We start from the raw sequence: 18075 nt of genomic DNA, 5'->3' as shown, positions 1-18075 counted from the left end.
TACAAAAAAACCACATTTGTCATGTTAAATGTGGTTTTTACTATTTTTTTAAAATAAAATTAGATTTTAAAATCTCCTTTTGCTTTATGTTCACTATTGTTATAACGGTCTACACATTCATGATACACCTTTAAAGCTGTTGCAGCATCACTCCATCCACCTGTATCTACTTTCTTTTCTTCTAAATCTTTATAAACTTGGAAAAAGTGTTCAATTTCTTTTAAACGGTGTGGGTTTAAATCTGAGATATCATTTTTGTTATTCCAAATAGGATCTGAAACTGGTACACAGATAATCTTCTCATCAGGCCCCTTTTCATCTGTCATATGGAATACTCCAATAGGTCTCACTTCCATAACCGTCATTGGGTAAGTTGGTTGATGCCCTAGTACAAGTACATCTAATGGATCTTTATCTAATGCTAAAGTTTCAGGAATAAAACCATAATCTCCTGGATACATCATTGAAGAAAACAGCATTCTATCGAATCTAATTTTATGTAATTTAAAATCGTATTCGTATTTATTTCTACTTCCTTTAGGAATTTCTATTAATACATCAAAAGTTTCGTGTTTTTCTGGACTCATATTAACTATGTTTAGTGTAGGTAAATGTACTGAACCCTACAATTATAGGCAACCTAAAAATGAATTGATTTTTATATAATCAGAATTAAACCATTCTAAAATGATAATTCTTACAATTTAAAGCCGTAAAATTAAAAATAGAATCCAAAAGTACCTGTAACACCAAAATTACGTGCATCTGGATTTTCTAAATAATTTCCTCTAAAGTTAAAATCTATTCTAAAAACTTTAAAGATGTTTCCTATCCCAAAACTGTACTCATAGTACACTTTATCGCTAGGTGCGCGATACGGCACATCTGAAGCACTCAAGGCTATATTTTCATCAGAAATTTCTCCCCAGACTCCTCTTAACCCCACAATTTCTCTAAGGTTTAACTTACGTAAGAAAGGGATTCTAGAAAATAATCTTCCGTTAAAATTATGCTCCATATGGGCAGACACATACGTATCTGTGATAAATTCGTAATAGTTTAATTGAGAAAAGGTATTATAAATTGAAAAGTAAGCTTGGTTCCCTGGAACCACACTTAATAAACCTAGAGGAACTTCCCCAAATGTTTTCCCCGCTTCTACAGTAGTTAACAGTCTTCCAAATCCACCAACTTGCCATGGTTGTGTGTATGAAAACTGGACTTTAGTATAGTCGAAATCACTTTTTAATAAGTTTTTCTCACCATGACTTACTTGAGCAAACAAAGTTGCATAGTCGTTATTCGCACTTGAACGTTCTACACCATACCCCGTCATACGTCTATTTGGAAAATAGGTTATAGATAAAGCGGTTTCGAATTGTTTTATTTCTGAAGCAACTTCGGTATATGTATCGTCTATATAGTAATCTAAATTAAAGGTTTCTGAAGCCGAACTTAACGTTCTAAAATCTGCACCTAACCTAAAGACCATATTCTTTATAGGTTCCAATTCGAATGCCAAACTAGTCAATTCAATATTCGACAATTTATCATTAGTCCCTTTAGCAAATAGTGCAGACGACGCTAAACTACGTCCTAACACATCTGTAGACGTTGTTAAACTTGCACCTATTTGTTCTATATCTTTTCGGTGTCCTCCAGAGATTATAAATCGGTTTTCTTTATTAATTAACCATTTTCCTGAGATCCCATATTTTATTTTTTCATCACGAAAACCATAAGCTCCAAACCCCTCTAAACGCCAAGGATCGTTTGCTCCAAAATAAGTTCTCCCTCCACCTCGAATACGCAGACCTTCGACTTCGTTATATCCAAAGGTTGAAAAAATCGGACCATAATCTATATTTAACTGATCCATTTCAACATAACCTGAAGCCAAAACCGTTCCGGCACTATACAAACGTTTAAATTTCCTTACGGTTTGTAACGTATCAAGCATTTTATAAACTCCCTTTTCGTCTTTACTTAAGGTTTCCAGTCTGTTGCTATCCCAAAAGGCATCATCTCTATTATAAGTATCGGTATTGTATTCAAAAACTTCCTCGTCATAAAACTCATCTACTTGAGGTTTATCGAAAAGATAATTATCGTAAAGTGTGGTACGTTTCCCATAAACACCTCGCGCTTCCTCCTTTTTCTTAAATGCAAAATCCGACATAAAATAGTCGCGTTTTATAAGAAATATAGAATCGTTTAAGACATCAAATTCCTGCTCTATATAAATTTCTTTTACCCAATTTATATTCGCACTTTTTGAGGCTTGCATGTTTATTTTTTTGATAGCAAACGTAGAATCATTTACCCAAAAATCTCCTTTAAAGGTTAACTCGTTTTTACGACGCGGATAATAAATAATATTATAACACCATTTATTATCTATAAACGCACTATCTGACAAGACATAATTATATACGTTTATTCCTGTTTTTGATAAGGGACTGACAAAACTTTTATCGAAGAATTTTAAATAGTTTTCGTAAACATCATACTGAGAATACAAGTCTTTAATAAAATCTAAAATGAATTGATTATTACTAAAACCAGACATTTTGTTTCCTTTTAAAACATCGCGCTCTTTTGAAGTTACATTATTACCGTATACTTTACTAGCCGATTCGTTTACAAAAATAGGCAAGTAAGTTTTCCCTGTAACATTAGAAGTATCTACAGATTCAAAGACAAATTCCATGCCTTTAAAAATTCTGCTTTGCATTAAAGAACTGTCTATGGTATTTAAGTCGAACTCAATTTTCTCGTACTTATCGTATTCATATTGATCAACTTTTTGGAGTCCATTTCTCCGTTTGTGTTCCCATATTTTTCTCAAAATATCGATCGCGGGATTATTCTTTTTAGGCTGTTTACCAGCGACAATAACCACTTGGTCCAATTGTGCGGTTTCTTCCTCTAAAACAACTTTTAGGTTGTAATTCGTTTTTTTAGATAATGAAATATCTTGTGTGATGTACCCGATAAAAGAAATGGAAAGTGTATCCCATTCAGAATCGGATTCCATGTAGAATTTACCGTCCTCATTGGTAATGGTTCCTTGAGAGGAACCTTTAAAAATAACGTTAGCATAAGCTACTGGTACGTTACTTTCGTCGTAGACGTTTCCGCTAACTTTTGTTTGGGCTAGTATGGATAAGCATCCGAGGAGGAAAAATGTGAGGCTAAGTTTTAAATTCATAGTTAAAAAAAAACTTCACCAGCAATAAATTATGTTGATGAAGTTTTAATTATGCAATATAATGCAACTTATTTTTTATACATTACCTTTTTAACAGCTTTAACAACTTCGTCGCTGTTAGGTAGCCATTCTGCCAATAATACTGGAGAATAAGGTGCAGGTGTATCTGCTGTATTTATTTTTATAATTGGAGCATCTAAATAATCGAATGCTTTTTCTTGTACTTGGTAAGTAATCTCTGTAGATACATTTCCAAAAGGCCAAGCTTCTTCTAAGATTACCAATCTATTTGTTTTCTTAACAGATTTTAAAACAGCATCTATATCTAATGGACGCACAGTACGTAAATCTATAATTTCACAAGAGATACCTTCTTTAGCTAATTCATCTGCAGCTTTATATGCTTCTTTAATGATTTTACCAAAAGAAACGATAGTAACGTCAGTTCCTTCACGCTTAATATCAGCAACACCAATAGGAATAACATATTCTCCTTCTGGCACTTCACCTTTATCACCATACATTTGTTCGCTCTCCATAAAAATTACTGGATCGTCGTCACGAATGGCTGCTTTTAAAAGTCCTTTAGCATCGTATACATTAGAAGGTACAATTACTTTTAAACCTGGAGTGTTAGCAAACCAGCTTTCGAAAGCTTGAGAGTGTGTTGCTCCCAATTGTCCTGCAGAACCTGTTGGTCCTCTAAATACGATTGGACACTTAAATTGTCCACCAGACATTTGTCTGATTTTAGCCGCATTATTTATAATTTGATCAATTCCTACTAACGAAAAGTTGAAGGTCATATATTCTACGATTGGCCTGTTACCAGTCATAGTAGAACCTACAGCTATACCTGCAAAACCTAATTCTGCAATTGGTGTGTCGATAACACGTTTTGCACCAAACTCGTCTAACATTCCTTTTGATGCTTTGTACGCACCGTTGTATTCAGCAACTTCTTCACCCATTAAGTAAATGCTCTCATCTCTGCGCATTTCCTCACTCATGGCTTCACAAATCGCTTCTCTGAATTGAATTGTTCTCATGTATCATGTTTTATAAGACCACAAAAATAACAATAAATGCAAAACTTTCGATAAAAGAATTCTTATTAATTTATTAAATTGAAAATAAAATTCGCAAAAGCTCTTCTATTGTGTTTAAAAACTCAAAAAAGCAGTCTCTTATTTTTAAAAACTAACACCCTCTTGTCCTTTATTTCCTTCTAGTTAATACTAATAATTAATGCATAAAATAGAAATAGAAAACGATTTTAATTACATCTTCCAATACGGGCCTAAAGCGGTAAATGCTTGTTTAAAAAAAGTAACACAATCATCTTTTTCAAATTCATCAGTATAATAAATAGTGTCGCTAAAATTGATGTCATACAAAAAAAGAAATTGGCACTTTTATACTCCAGCAACTGGTTACTTAAAAAAAGTAGAATTACACTATAAAATCAATTACGGATTCATTAATTAAGTGCAAATAATTTTATGAGGAGTCTGTAAAATCTGATTATATGTTGTCCTAGATAATCTTCTTATGCGTGTATATATTCTCGTTTCTAGTACATATACACGCCTATCACATATCTTGATTACCAAGCGCCGAATTCCATATTTAGCAAAAATTAACTCTTTTTTTTACATTTTTACTATGCACGCATAGTAAAATTAAAATAAAATTCAATAACTTCGTAACCAAATAAAACTATACTTAATATATAATAACAAATAAATATTATGAAAATATTAGTGTGTATAAGTCACGTTCCAGACACGACATCTAAGATAAATTTTGCAGAAGGAGATACTAAATTCGACACCAATGGTGTACAATTTATAATTAACCCTAACGATGAATATGGTTTAACACGTGCCATGTGGTTTAAAGAAAAGCAAGGCGCTAGTGTAGATGTTGTAAATGTTGGCGGACCTGAAACTGAACCTACTTTACGCAAAGCCTTAGCACTTGGTGCAGATGGCGCTATTCGCGTTAACACCCCTGCATTAGACGGTTATGCTGTTGCAGAACAGTTAGCAAAGGTGGTAAAAGACGGTGCTTACGATTTAGTTATTGCTGGTCGTGAGTCTATAGATTATAATGGCGGAATGGTTCCAGGTATGATTGCGGGATTAACAGACGCTAATTTTGTAAACACTTGTATTAGTCTAGAAATTGATGGCACTAATGTAAAAGCGATTCGTGAAATTGACGGTGGAAAAGAAACCGTTTCTACAGCTTTACCTTTAGTTATAGGTGCACAAAAAGGATTAGTAGAAGAAAGTGATTTACGTATTCCTAATATGAGAGGTATAATGATGGCACGTAAAAAACCATTAACTATCCTAGAGCCTATTGACGCTTCAACAGAAACAGTTTCAGTTAAATTTGAAAAACCGACACCTAAAGGAGCAGTAACATTAGTATCTCCAGATAATTTAGACGAGTTGGTTAATTTACTTCACAACGAAGCCAAAGTCATTTAATCACATTTCAATACCACAAAGAATTTTCTATTGAAATTTAAAATCAAAACATTATGTCAGTTTTAGTATATACAGAATCAGAACAAGGTAAATTTAAGAAAGTTGCTTTCGAAGTAGCATCTTACGCCAGAGCTGTTGCCGACCAATTAGGAACGTCGGTTACTGCCATTTCTATTAATGCAGAAGACCCTTCAATTTTAGGAGCCTACGGCGTAACTAAAGTATTAAATATTACCGATGAAAAATTAAGTGCATTTAACGCCAAATCTTATGCCAACGTTATCAACCAAGCAGCCGACGAACAAGGCTCTAAAGTTGTTATTGTAAGTTCTAGCGCAGATAGTAAATATTTAGCCCCCCTATTAGCAATCGCTTTAAAAGCGGGTTACGCTTCTAATGTTGTTGCAGCTCCTTCAAGTATATCTCCTTTTACCGTAAAACGTACGGCGTTTACCAATAAAGCATTTAACGAAACAAGCATTAGTACAGATATTAAATTAATTGGAGTCTCTAAAAATGCTTTCGGCTTAAAAGAGAATGAAACTGAAGCAGAAGTCACTAATTATTCTCCATCTATTCCTGAAAACGGCGTGCATGTAGAATCTGTAGATAAAGCCACAGATAAAGTAACTATTGCAGATGCAGAAATTGTAATTTCTGGAGGTCGCGGATTAAAAGGTCCGGAAAACTGGGGAATGATCGAAGATTTAGCCGAAGTATTAGGCGCTGCAACAGCTTGTTCTAAGCCAGTGTCTGATTTAGGATGGAGACCACACGGTGAGCATGTTGGGCAAACAGGAAAACCAGTCGCATCGAACTTGTATATTGCAATCGGAATTTCTGGAGCAATTCAACATTTAGCAGGAATTAATGCCTCTAAAGTAAAATTAGTAATTAACACAGACCCAGAAGCTCCTTTCTTTAAGGCGGCAGATTACGGTGTTGTTGGCGATGCTTTTGAAGTTGTACCTGCACTAATCGAAAAATTAAAAGCGTTTAAAGCCCAAAACGCATAATTTATATTAACTTGATATTATAATCAAAGACTGTTTAAAAGACTCCTACCCTTCAAATTTTAATTAAAATTTAAAGGAGTTCCCCTATTTTCATTTTTTAGTTTTGACAAAAAACTAGGAATAGGTTTGGTAAAGTCCTAATTTAAACAGTCTTTTGTGTTTTTAAATTATGAGTTTAGTTAGACTTAATATAAAAGGTATTTCCTACAGCCAGACGCAAAATGGCGCTTACGCTTTAATACTCAATGAGGTAGACGGCGATCGCAAATTGCCAATCGTTATTGGTGCATTCGAAGCACAATCTATTGCCATAGCTCTTGAGAAAGAGATTAGGCCTCCGCGCCCATTAACCCACGATTTATTTAAGAATTTTTCCGATAGATTTGATATTACTGTTAAACAGGTAATTATTCATAAATTGGTAGATGGTGTGTTTTATTCTAGCCTGATTTGCGAGCGCGATAAAATTGAAGAAATTATAGATGCTAGAACAAGCGATGCGATTGCATTGGCTTTACGTTTTCAAGCCCCTATTTTTACGTATAAAAACATTTTGGACAAAGCAGGAATTTATTTAAAAGTGAATCCTGAAAACGAAGCGTCGGATAATAAAGATGTTTTGGTTGAAGATTTCATTGCTGAAGAACATGAAAAACCATCTACTCAAGATGTTTATAAGAGTAAAACTTTAGACGAATTGAATCAATTATTAACAGAAGCAGTCATGAATGAAGACTACGAAAAAGCTGTTAAAATTCGAGATGAAATTTCGAAACGTTAAAGCCCATTTATATAATTATGAAACAATTTTTATTTGTCATTGCTTTTATTTTTTCCGGAATGTTTTTAAACGTTCAGGCACAAAGCATAGAAAAACTATGGCAGCTAGACCAGCTTGAAAGCACAACTAAAGATTCTACCCAAACGGCAAATAAAACTTTAGAATCTCTAAACCTTGAAGACGGAGAATTCGATATTACATTTAAAGATCAAGATTCTATAACTGCTAGCGGAAATTATATGCTACAGAATAATCTATTGGTTTTTTATTATAATACGCCTAGAGACGATATTCAGCATTACAAAATTACAGAATTAACAGATTCTACCTTAGTGTTTTCAGAACTTGAAAACACCTATTCTTTTAAAACAGCACTCTCTGTTTCCCCAAGTGCTATTGCCTCTGCAGAAACAGATACTATAATTCCTAGTCAAGGTTTTTCTACTAATAGTTTACTTCGTGGTTTACTTGGTATGCTTGTATTATTAGTTATATGTTATGCATTAAGTAACAATAGAAAAGCCATAAATTGGAAAACTATTGGAGCCGGACTTAGCGCTCAAGCCATACTAGCTATTGGTGTTTTAAAGATTGAATTTGTACAAGATGGTTTCGAATTCGTCGGAAAAATATTCGTCAAAATCCTAGAATTTACACAAGCTGGAAGTCAGTTTCTATTAGGAGACATGATGAATGTTGATAGTTTCGGATTCATTTTTGTCTTTCAAATTTTACCAACTATTATATTCTTTTCAGCTTTAACATCGGTATTGTTTTACCTAGGTGTAATTCAAATAGTAGTAAAAGGAATGGCATGGGTATTAACCAAGTTATTAGGTATTTCTGGAGCTGAAAGTTTAAGTGTCGCAGGAAATATATTCCTAGGTCAGACCGAAGCACCATTAATGATTAAGGCGTATTTAGAACGCATGACAAGGTCCGAAATACTCCTTGTTATGGTTGGAGGAATGGCTACTGTAGCCGGTGGTGTATTAGCTGCATATATAGGGTTTTTAGGAGGTGAAGATCAAGCATTAAAAATATTTTATGCGAAACACTTATTAACAGCTTCTGTAATGGCTGCCCCTGGTGCTATTGTAATCTCTAAAATGTTATACCCACAACAAGAAAAAATAAATGCAGAACTCGAAGTTTCTCAAGACAACATAGGTTCAAACATATTAGATGCCATTGCAAATGGAACTACCGAAGGACTAAAACTAGCAGCAAATGTTGGTGCGATGCTATTGGTTTTTGTAGCCTTTATTGCTATGATAAATTACGGGTTTGGAAAAATAGGATTAATTGGTGGACTGAATACTTGGATTTCTCACAACACACCATATGCTGCACTTTCTTTAGAATTTCTTTTAGGATATATTTTCTCTCCTTTAATGTGGGTTATCGGTGTTGCAAAACAAGATATGGCACTTATGGGACAACTATTAGGTATTAAACTTGCTGCCAGCGAATTTGTGGGTTATATCCAGCTAGCTGAGCTTAAAAATATTGCAAATCCTATTCATTTTCAATACGAAAAATCTATCATCATGGCCACTTATATGCTGTGCGGATTTGCGAATTTTGCATCTATTGGAATTCAAATTGGAGGGATTGGCTCTTTAGCTCCTGGGCAACGTAAGACCCTTTCAGAATTTGGTATCCGCGCCTTAATTGGAGGAACAATTGCATCGTTACTATCGGCTACTATTGCAGGTATGATTATCGGATAAACAGCCTCTTTTTCTTACGGACATTTCCCGAAAAGGGGAAAACTATTTATATTAGATTTATATTTCACCTAAAATAAAATCTCCTTTTATTATTTTTGCAGTTATTAACTTTTAAAGTTTCTTCCCTTTGGGAAGACGGAAAATGGACTCATGAAACAATATTTAGACCTTATAAACCACGTTTTAGAGACAGGAAACGAAAAAGGAGATCGCACAGGAACGGGTACAAAAAGCGTATTTGGATATCAAATGCGATTCGATTTAAGTGAAGGTTTCCCTATGGTTACAACAAAAAAACTGCACTTAAAATCTATTGTTCATGAATTACTTTGGTTTTTAAAAGGTGATACTAACACCAATTATTTAACCGAAAACGGTGTTAAAATCTGGAATGAATGGGCAGATGAAAATGGTGATTTGGGCCCCGTATATGGACACCAATGGCGCAATTGGAATAATGACGAAATTGACCAAATTAAGGAAATTGTTGAAACTTTAAAAACCAATCCGAACAGCAGACGTATGCTTGTTTCTGCTTGGAATCCTTCTGTATTACCAGATAATTCAAAATCGTTTAGTGAGAATGTAGCAGATGGAAAAGCCGCATTACCACCTTGCCATGCTTTTTTTCAGTTTTATGTCGCAGATGGAAAGTTATCTTGCCAATTATATCAACGTAGCGCAGATATCTTTTTAGGCGTGCCCTTTAACATCGCATCTTATGCATTATTCACTATGATGATGGCACAAGTATGCGGATACCAAGTGGGAGAATTTATTCACACCTTTGGAGATGCACACATATATAGTAACCATTTTGAGCAAGTTAAGCTGCAGTTAAGCAGAAGTCCTAAACCGCTTCCAAAAATGATATTAAATCCAGATGTAAAAGACATCTTCGATTTTAAATTCGAAGACTTTAGTTTAATCGATTATAATCCGCACCCGCATATAAAAGGTGCTGTTGCAATATAAAAAAAAGTGTTTCTAAATTTAGAAACACTTTTTTTTATACTATAACTTTAACACACTATTTTCTGCTCCTGCAAAATCATTCCATATTTGCTCGTCTGCATCTGTTTCATTTGCAAATGACCCATCGACTAAATACCTAAACTCGTAAGAATTATCTGCATCTAAGCTCACAACACCTTTAAACGTTCCGTTTTTCAACTTTTTTAAAGGAGTAGCTTTAGCATCCCATTCATTAAAACAACCAACTACAGTTACCTCTTTTGCATCTTCAGCAGGCACTGTAAATGTAACTTTACATACAGGCTTACTTTTTAAATATTGTTTTGAAATTGCCATAATATTATTTTTTAGTAATATAAAAGTAAGAAAGAATTTTTTATAATGATACTAATAATTACCTCTAAGACAAATAATTATGATTTTCTTAAAAAAGATTTAAATATGACTTAATGTTCCAAATTAAAATGTTATTTTTTCTTATTATTATTAGTTGAATTTTCAGCACATTGATATCATTTTTACAAAAGTTTCCAATATTGTAGTAGAAATAGTATTTTTACACGACTAACACTTTTAAACCTATGTTCGGTACTAAAAAAAAAGAAATTCCTCAAATAGATAAGGAGCAATTAGAGCTTATAAAACATGCTCAAAAACGAATCAAACAAAAGAAAGGACTTTACACCCATTTCATCCTTTTTTTAATTGGATCTGTAGCCGTAATTGTTGCCAATTTAGGTCTTCATATGGGAGAAACCTTTAGACCTCTAGGTACAGATTGGTTTGTTTTAGTGATTGCTGCATGGTCTGTGTTTTTAGTTTACCATGCATTTAATGTATTTGTTATTCACCGCTTTATGGGCTCTAGCTGGCAACAAGAGCAATTAGATCTTCTTGTCGCGAAACAAAAAGAGGGCATAGAAAAGTTAAAAGCAAAATTACCCAATTCAGAAACTACTGCAACTGCTTTAATAAGCAATAAGAAACCGACTAACAAACAAAATTTAACCCTTATTGTAGCTGCATCAGAGAATAATGCTATCGGAAAAGACAACCAGTTAATTTGGCATTTACGAGACGACTTACAGCGTTTCAAATCCTTAACTTCTGGTCATTGTATTATCATGGGCCGCAAAACATTTGAAAGCTTCCCTAAACCCTTACCAAATCGCACGCATATAGTCGTAACTAATCAACAAAAATATAAAGCGCCACATGGTGTTATCGTAGTTCATAATATGGACGATGCTCTAGATGCTGCTTTAGAAGACAAGCATCCCTATGTTATTGGAGGAGGAGAAATCTATAAACAAGCACTTCCTTTTGCAGATAGGATTGAATTAACACGAGTACATGAAACATTCGAGGCAGATACACATTTCCCTGAATTAGATCCAAGCGTGTGGAGAGAAATTCAAAATATCCATCATCCAAAGGATGAAAATAACGACTACGCTTTCTCGTTTATGACCTACGAACGTATTTAATAATTTTTGCAAGTTAGTTGTTTGCAAATTTCTGTAAATTTGCAGCATGGTAAAAGAAATTCAACTTCGTATATCGCTTCAGGAAGAGTCGAGACATCTAGATAGTTTATGGCTACAATCGGCTAAAAAGCTAGACCTTCCAAAGGAAAAAATATCAGGAATTAAAGTACTTCGAAAATCTATCGATGCTAGAAAACCTGCTATAATTTTCAACTATAAAGTTGCCGTTTATATTAACGAACCTCTACCTGAAACCTCAGCTTACACGTTCGATTATAAAGATGTTTCTAAAGCAAAACCTATTCATATTATTGGCTTTGGTCCTGCTGGAATGTATGCCGCTTTACGTTGTATAGAATTAGGATTTAAACCTATTGTTTTAGAACGCGGTAAGAATGTTCAGGACAGACGACGTGATTTAAAAGCGATAAATCAGGATCATTTTGTAAATGAAGATTCTAATTACTGTTTTGGTGAAGGTGGAGCCGGAACCTATTCTGATGGAAAACTATACACCCGGAGCTTAAAACGTGGTGATGTCCGTCGTATTTTTGAAAACTTAGTATACCACGGTGCAACCGATCAGATTTTGGTCGATGCACATCCGCATATCGGAACAAATAAACTTCCTAAAGTAGTAACTAATATCCGTGAAACCATTTTAAAACATGGTGGCGAAGTTCATTTTGAAACGCGAGTTACCGATTTCACGATTACAAATAATAAAATAAAAGCCATTCAATTACTCAATGGCGAAGAACTAGCGACAGAACGTGTTATTCTTGCAACTGGACATTCGGCTAGAGATATATTCTACCTATTAGACAAAAAGAAAATCGCTATTGAAGCAAAATCTTTTGCAATGGGCGTTCGTGTAGAGCATCCGCAACATATTATAGATTCTATTCAATACCATTGTAGCGGAGAGAGAAGCGAATTATTACCTGCAGCAGCCTATAGTTTGGTGCAACAAGTAAACGGTCGTGGTGTATATTCTTTCTGTATGTGTCCTGGCGGATTTATAGTTCCGGCTGCCACTGCAAACGGAGAAGTTGTGGTTAACGGCATGTCGCCATCGAAACGAAATAATGAATTTGCAAACTCTGGTATTGTAGTCGAAATTAATGCAGATAAAGATTTATATAAATACGAGCAGTTTGGAGCACTTAAAGCTTTAGAATACCAAAAGGATTTAGAGAAATTAGCCTTTACTTCTGGAGGGCGAAGTCAAGTTGCACCAGCCCAACGATTAACCGACTTTGTTGAAGGCAGACTATCCGCAGATTTAAATCCGACATCTTACCAGCCTGGTTTAAAAAGCGTCCCTTTACATTCTCTACTTCCAAAATTAATAGGAAAAAGTTTGCGTAAAGGATTTGAGTCTTTCGGACAAAAAATGCACGGATATTATACTGCTGAAGCCAATATTATTGGGGTAGAATCGAGAACCTCATCACCCGTAAGTATTCCGAGAACAGAAAAATTAGAACATCCACAAATTGAAGGCCTATTTCCTTGTGGAGAAGGAGGCGGATATGCAGGAGGTATTGTTTCTGCAGCTATGGATGGTGAACGTTGTGCTGAAGCTGCGATAATAGGATTATAGTAAATTTCTAAATATGACTGAAAGAGAAAAAATGTTGGCAGGCGAATTATATCGTCCATCAGATCCCGATTTAACAGCGGAACGATTGCGAGCACGATTACTTTTTCAGAAAGCAAATAGCATAACAGAGGACTATAAAGAAGAACGTAATGTTATCTACAATGAATTATTAGATTGTGGTGAAAACTTATGGATAGAGCCACCCTTTTATTGTGATTATGGATCGAATATAAAAGCAGGAAAAAATCTGTTCCTGAACTATAATTGTTGCATTTTAGATGTTGGCTTAGTTACTATTGGAGATAATGTAATGTTTGCCCCGAATGTACAACTATACGCTGCTACACATCCTCTAACTGCCGAACTTAGAAATAGCGGACAAAAACTAGGACAACCTATAACCATAGGGCATAATGTTTGGATTGGAGGCAATAGCACCATTTGTCCAGGAGTTACATTAGGAGATAATGTTGTTGTTGGTGCAGGTTCTGTAGTCACAAAAAGCTTTCCTAAAAATGTTGTTATTGCGGGTAACCCAGCTAAAGTGATTAAAGACATAGATAACAGCTAGGACTTCAAACCTTTTTAATCTAATTATTATTCTTATTTTTACAAATTCAAAATTAAAACTATGAACGCATATATATTTCCAGGTCAAGGAGCTCAATTTTCAGGAATGGGTCTTGATCTTTACGAAAACTCAAAAATCGCACAAGAATTATTCGAACAAGCTAATAGTATCTTAGGTTTTCATATTACAGATATTATGTTCGAAGGCACTGCCGAAGATCTTAAACAAACTAAAGTAACACAACCTGCAATTTTTTTACACTCTGTTATTCTTGCAAAAGTTTTAGGAGATAGTTTTAAACCAGAACTTGTTGCTGGTCATTCGTTGGGTGAATTTTCTGCCTTAGTTGCTGCTGGAGCATTAACCTTTAAAGATGGTTTAAAATTAGTATCTCAACGTGCCTTAGCTATGCAAAAAGCATGTGAAATTACTCCTAGCACCATGGCTGCTGTTTTAGGTCTAGAAGATAGTATTGTTGAAGATATTTGTGCTTCTATAGACGGTGTTGTAGTTGCTGCAAACTACAATTGTCCTGGTCAATTAGTTATTTCAGGAGAAACTTCTGCTGTCGAAAAAGCGTGCGAAGCACTAAAAGAAGCTGGAGCAAGACGTGCATTATTATTACCTGTTGGAGGCGCATTTCACTCTCCAATGATGGAACCTGCTCGTGAAGAATTAGCAGCCGCTATTGAGGCTACAACATTTAGCAAACCAAATTGCCCAATATATCAAAACGTAACAGCTACAGCAGTTACCGATGAGAATGAAATAAAAGCAAATTTAATTTTGCAATTAACTGCTCCCGTAAGATGGACACAATCGGTACAACAAATGATTGCTGATGGTGCTACACATTTTACAGAAGTAGGACCTGGGAAAGTATTACAAGGTTTAGTAAAGAAAATTGACAGAACTGCAGAAACTGCATCTGCAACCTTTGAAACTGAACAAAATTAATGAAGCTTTCTAGAACTCCATTTATTTTAGGGTTAATAGCCCTTAACATAGCGCTCGATCAAATTTCTAAATTTGCGGTTAGAGCTTACGTTACACCTTATAAAAGTACAGAATTACTTGGCGATAAATTTATTTTAACCAATGTAGAAAATTCTGGTGCCTTTTTAAGTTTAGGAAGTGATTTAAATCCAACATTGAAAAGTATTTTTCTTCTAATTCTGCCCATAGCCGTATTAGCCTATGTAACCTATTACATTTTAACCCAAAAGGATTTAGACAAATTTTCGGTTATTGGTTTCTCCTGTATTATTGGTGGTGGAATTGCAAATGTTTACGACCGTATTTTATATGGTTCTGTAACCGACTTTTTGCATATTGACTTAGGAGGCGTTTTTAGGACTGGTGTTTTTAATGTCGCCGACATGTCTGTTATGTTGGGAATGGGACTACTACTCTATTCTAATTTCGTTGTAAATAAGAAAGCAAAACAAAACGCATAAAAAAAACCCTTAAGAATAATCTTAAGGGCTTTTTTATTATTACGCTTGAAGGAGACAATCGTCGCAATCTTTTATTTCTCCGTAATACGTTTCTCTGTATTTATGCAGTGTTTTAATCGGTATATTTAAAAACAACATTTTAATATACGTGACTTTAATTTGTAAGACTCCCATTTTTTTGGTGAACCTCGCTTCATTCTTAGTTTCCCGTTTTACTGTAATCAATTTCATTTTATCAGATTTCATTATAAGCCGAAGGTACTTAAACGAATATATAAAACCTAGATTACCGATCATTACCCTATCATTTAACTATAGAATTACATTTTTTTCAACAAAATCTAAAGATTGTTAAAAATATCTCATTGATAATCAACATAAAAACCAACGATATTACAAAAAAGATGATATAAAAAAACCTTCTCTACAGCACTTTATAGAGAAGGTTTTTACTAAATTAACACTAATTAATTTACTTATTTCTAATTTTTTGTTCCCATTTCCAAGCCGATTTCATAGCATCGTCCAAGGTTAATTCTGATTTCCATCCCAACTCATCATTTGCTTTTTCCGTATTGGCATATGCAGAAATCACATCGCCTTCACGACGTGGCGCTATTTTATAGTTTAATTTTTCATTAGAAACGCGTTCAAAAGAATGAATTACTTCTAACACAGAACTTCCTGTTCCTGTTCCTAAATTAAACACTTCAAAATTAGATTTATTTTTCTCATCTAATAATCGTTTTAAAGCGATTACATGCGCTTTTGCTAAATCTACAACATGAATATAATCACGAATACAAGTCCCATCTGAAGTTGGATAATCATCTCCAAAAACAGACAACTGCTCACGTAAACCAACTGCCGTTTGTGTAATAAAAGGCACTAAATTCTGAGGCACTCCTATTGGCAACTCTCCAATTAAAGCAGTCTCGTGTGCACCTATAGGATTAAAATAACGTAAAGCGATCGCATTTAAATTAGGGATTACTTTACAGCTATCTTTTATAATTTCCTCGCCTATCTGCTTTGTATTTCCATAAGGAGACTCTGCAGGTTTTACAGGTGCATTTTCTGTAATTGGCAATTCATCTGCTTGGCCATACACCGTACAAGACGAACTAAAAATAAAATTAGCATCTTTTAATTTGTCTAATTCTTGCAACACATATACCAAGGTATTTATGTTGTTTTCGTAATATAAAAGCGGATTACCAACACTCTCTCCAACAGCTTTACTAGCGGCAAAATGAATCACTCCATTTATATCACTATGCGTTTTAAAGAAGTTTTGAACGTCTTGTTTATTTCTTAAATCAAGCTCTTCGAAAATAGGCTCTTTTCCAGAAATACTAGAAATACCTTTTAATACATCTCTTGAAGAGTTTGAAAGATTATCGATCACTACAACATCATGACCTTCGTTCTGAAGCTCTACTACGGTATGAGATCCAATAAACCCAAGACCTCCGGTTACTAATATTTTACTCATTGATAAACGCTTTTACTTTTGTGGTTATATATTCTATTTGGTCGTCGTCTAATTCGGTATGCATTGGCAAAGAAATAACATCTTTTACCAATTGGTTTGTTACTTTAAAATCAGATTCTTTATAACGCTCATCTAAATACGCTTTTTGATTATGAAGCGGAATTGGATAATATACACCACAAGGAATATCATTTTCGTTTAGATATTTAGCTAAAGCATCACGATCTACGCCTGTTACTTTTAAAGTATATTGATGAAAAACATGATTATCTTCTGCTCCACTTCTAAAAGGTGTACTTATGTGCTTTTCATCCTTAAACGCAGCATCATATTTATTCGCAGCAGCTATTCTTGCTTTATTATACGCATCTAAATTTGGTAATTTAGCACCTAAAACAGCAGCTTGAATGGCATCTAAACGAGAATTTACACCAACAACATCATGATGGTAACGTTCGTACATTCCATGATTAACAATCCCACGAATAGTATGTGCTAAGTCATCATTGTTTGTAAAAATAGCTCCACCATCTCCATAACAACCTAAATTTTTAGAAGGAAAAAATGATGTTGCAGACACATCTCCAATAGTTCCTGCTTTCACTTTAGTACCATCCTTATACGTGTAATTTGCACCTATAGCCTGCGCATTATCTTCAATTACAAATAAATTATTTGCTTTTGCAATGGCCATAATCCCTTCCATATTAGCACATTGACCGAATAAATGTACAGGAACAATAGCTTTGGTGTTAGGTGTAATGGCTTTTTTAACAGCCTCTACATCTATATTAAATGTATCCGGATCAACATCTACTAAAACAGGAGTTAATTGCAATAAAGCAATCACCTCAACAGTTGCCGCAAATGTAAAGTCTGTAGTAATAACTTCGTCTCCAGGTTTTAAACCTAAACCCATCATCGCGATTTGTAACGCATCTGTACCGTTAGCACATGGAATTACATGTTTTACACCTAAATACTGTTCTAAATTTTTCTGAAATTCGTGAACCTTTGGTCCGTTTACGAATGCTGTAGTTTCTAAAACTTCTTGTATAGAATCATTTACAACATCCTTTATTCTTGCATATTGACTTTTTAAGTCAACCATTTGAATTTTTCTCATTTGAAAGAAATTAAGGTCCACAACATCAACGTGTTTGAACCATGAATATTAATAAATCCGTTTGGGACATTATGCTTACGAATTTACGAAAATCAGGAACGTTTACCAATCAAATTTTC

The 18075-nt window shown here is 34.4% G+C and carries 17 protein-coding genes; 10 read left to right on the top strand and 7 right to left on the bottom strand.

The window, feature by feature from the left end; all coding sequences use genetic code 11:
* Positions 1-59: 59 nt before the first annotated feature.
* The 3 genes from ACFFVB_RS09880 to ACFFVB_RS09870 all read right to left on the bottom strand — a co-directional run bounded on the left by ACFFVB_RS09880 (position 60) and on the right by ACFFVB_RS09870 (position 4260).
* Complete coding sequence (locus ACFFVB_RS09880; RefSeq protein ID WP_382382554.1) at positions 60-587, bottom strand: inorganic diphosphatase; 528 nt, start codon at positions 585-587, stop codon at positions 60-62.
* Between the two features lie 131 nt (positions 588-718).
* Entirely contained in the window at positions 719-3211 is a 2493-nt protein-coding gene (locus ACFFVB_RS09875; protein WP_382382553.1) for a DUF5686 family protein, read from the bottom strand.
* 68 nt (positions 3212-3279) lie between these two features.
* Positions 3280-4260, bottom strand: coding sequence for a pyruvate dehydrogenase complex E1 component subunit beta (locus tag ACFFVB_RS09870; RefSeq protein ID WP_382382552.1), 981 nt, complete (start codon positions 4258-4260; stop codon positions 3280-3282).
* A gap of 702 nt (positions 4261-4962) precedes the next feature.
* Here ACFFVB_RS09870 and ACFFVB_RS09865 point away from each other — a divergent pair.
* The 5 genes from ACFFVB_RS09865 to ACFFVB_RS09845 all read left to right on the top strand — a co-directional run bounded on the left by ACFFVB_RS09865 (position 4963) and on the right by ACFFVB_RS09845 (position 10214).
* Entirely contained in the window at positions 4963-5709 is a 747-nt protein-coding gene (locus ACFFVB_RS09865; protein WP_382382551.1) for an electron transfer flavoprotein subunit beta/FixA family protein, read from the top strand.
* A gap of 53 nt (positions 5710-5762) precedes the next feature.
* Entirely contained in the window at positions 5763-6725 is a 963-nt protein-coding gene (locus tag ACFFVB_RS09860) for an electron transfer flavoprotein subunit alpha/FixB family protein (RefSeq protein ID WP_382382550.1), read from the top strand.
* Positions 6726-6894: 169 nt separating this feature from the next.
* Positions 6895-7506 (top strand): bifunctional nuclease family protein, encoded by a 612-nt coding sequence (locus ACFFVB_RS09855; protein WP_382382549.1) that lies wholly within the window; start codon positions 6895-6897, stop codon positions 7504-7506.
* Positions 7507-7523: 17 nt separating this feature from the next.
* Entirely contained in the window at positions 7524-9239 is a 1716-nt protein-coding gene (locus tag ACFFVB_RS09850; protein ID WP_382382548.1) for a NupC/NupG family nucleoside CNT transporter, read from the top strand.
* Positions 9240-9389: 150 nt separating this feature from the next.
* Entirely contained in the window at positions 9390-10214 is an 825-nt protein-coding gene (locus ACFFVB_RS09845) for a thymidylate synthase (protein ID WP_382382547.1), read from the top strand.
* Between the two features lie 39 nt (positions 10215-10253).
* On the opposite strand, the gene ACFFVB_RS09840 is transcribed toward ACFFVB_RS09845, so the two are convergent.
* Positions 10254-10550: an isoamylase early set domain-containing protein gene (locus tag ACFFVB_RS09840; RefSeq protein ID WP_382382546.1), complete on the bottom strand. Its 297-nt coding sequence runs from the start codon at positions 10548-10550 to the stop codon at positions 10254-10256.
* 245 nt (positions 10551-10795) lie between these two features.
* Here ACFFVB_RS09840 and ACFFVB_RS09835 point away from each other — a divergent pair, with 245 nt between their 5' ends.
* Genes ACFFVB_RS09835 through lspA form a run of 5 tightly spaced genes read left to right on the top strand, consistent with a single transcriptional unit; the run spans position 10796 to position 15335 of the window.
* A complete protein-coding gene (locus tag ACFFVB_RS09835) occupies positions 10796-11701 on the top strand; it encodes a dihydrofolate reductase (protein WP_382382545.1) in 906 nt (301 codons plus the stop codon).
* A 46-nt stretch (positions 11702-11747) separates the two neighbouring features.
* Positions 11748-13307: an NAD(P)/FAD-dependent oxidoreductase gene (locus tag ACFFVB_RS09830; RefSeq protein ID WP_382382544.1), complete on the top strand. Its 1560-nt coding sequence runs from the start codon at positions 11748-11750 to the stop codon at positions 13305-13307.
* 13 nt (positions 13308-13320) lie between these two features.
* The gene (locus ACFFVB_RS09825) at positions 13321-13878 is read left to right on the top strand and encodes a sugar O-acetyltransferase (RefSeq protein WP_382382543.1); all 558 of its coding nucleotides are present in this window, start codon (positions 13321-13323) and stop codon (positions 13876-13878) included.
* 60 nt (positions 13879-13938) lie between these two features.
* A complete protein-coding gene (fabD, locus tag ACFFVB_RS09820) occupies positions 13939-14835 on the top strand; it encodes an ACP S-malonyltransferase (RefSeq protein ID WP_382382542.1) in 897 nt (298 codons plus the stop codon).
* Entirely contained in the window at positions 14835-15335 is a 501-nt protein-coding gene (gene lspA / locus ACFFVB_RS09815) for a signal peptidase II (RefSeq protein WP_382382541.1), read from the top strand. Before fabD ends, lspA begins: the two co-directional genes overlap by 1 nt.
* Before the next feature lie 39 nt (positions 15336-15374).
* On the opposite strand, the gene ACFFVB_RS09810 is transcribed toward lspA, so the two are convergent.
* From ACFFVB_RS09810 to ACFFVB_RS09800, 3 genes are all read right to left on the bottom strand, one after another.
* Positions 15375-15566, bottom strand: a complete 192-nt coding sequence (locus ACFFVB_RS09810; protein WP_382382540.1) for a hypothetical protein — start codon at positions 15564-15566, stop codon at positions 15375-15377.
* Positions 15567-15807: 241 nt separating this feature from the next.
* Positions 15808-16830 carry a UDP-glucose 4-epimerase GalE gene (galE, locus tag ACFFVB_RS09805; protein ID WP_382382539.1) on the bottom strand — a complete coding sequence of 341 codons (1023 nt, stop codon included), beginning with the start codon at positions 16828-16830 and terminating at the stop codon, positions 15808-15810.
* The gene (locus ACFFVB_RS09800; RefSeq protein ID WP_382382538.1) at positions 16823-17956 is read right to left on the bottom strand and encodes a DegT/DnrJ/EryC1/StrS family aminotransferase; all 1134 of its coding nucleotides are present in this window, start codon (positions 17954-17956) and stop codon (positions 16823-16825) included. Before ACFFVB_RS09800 ends, galE begins: the two co-directional genes overlap by 8 nt.
* Positions 17957-18075: the final 119 nt, after the last annotated feature.

The sequence above is a fragment of the Formosa undariae genome (assembly GCF_042427615.1).
GTDB lineage: Bacteria > Bacteroidota > Bacteroidia > Flavobacteriales > Flavobacteriaceae > Formosa > Formosa undariae.
The sequence above is the reverse complement of the archived record's forward strand: the minus strand, read 5'-3'. Positions and strand labels throughout refer to the sequence as shown.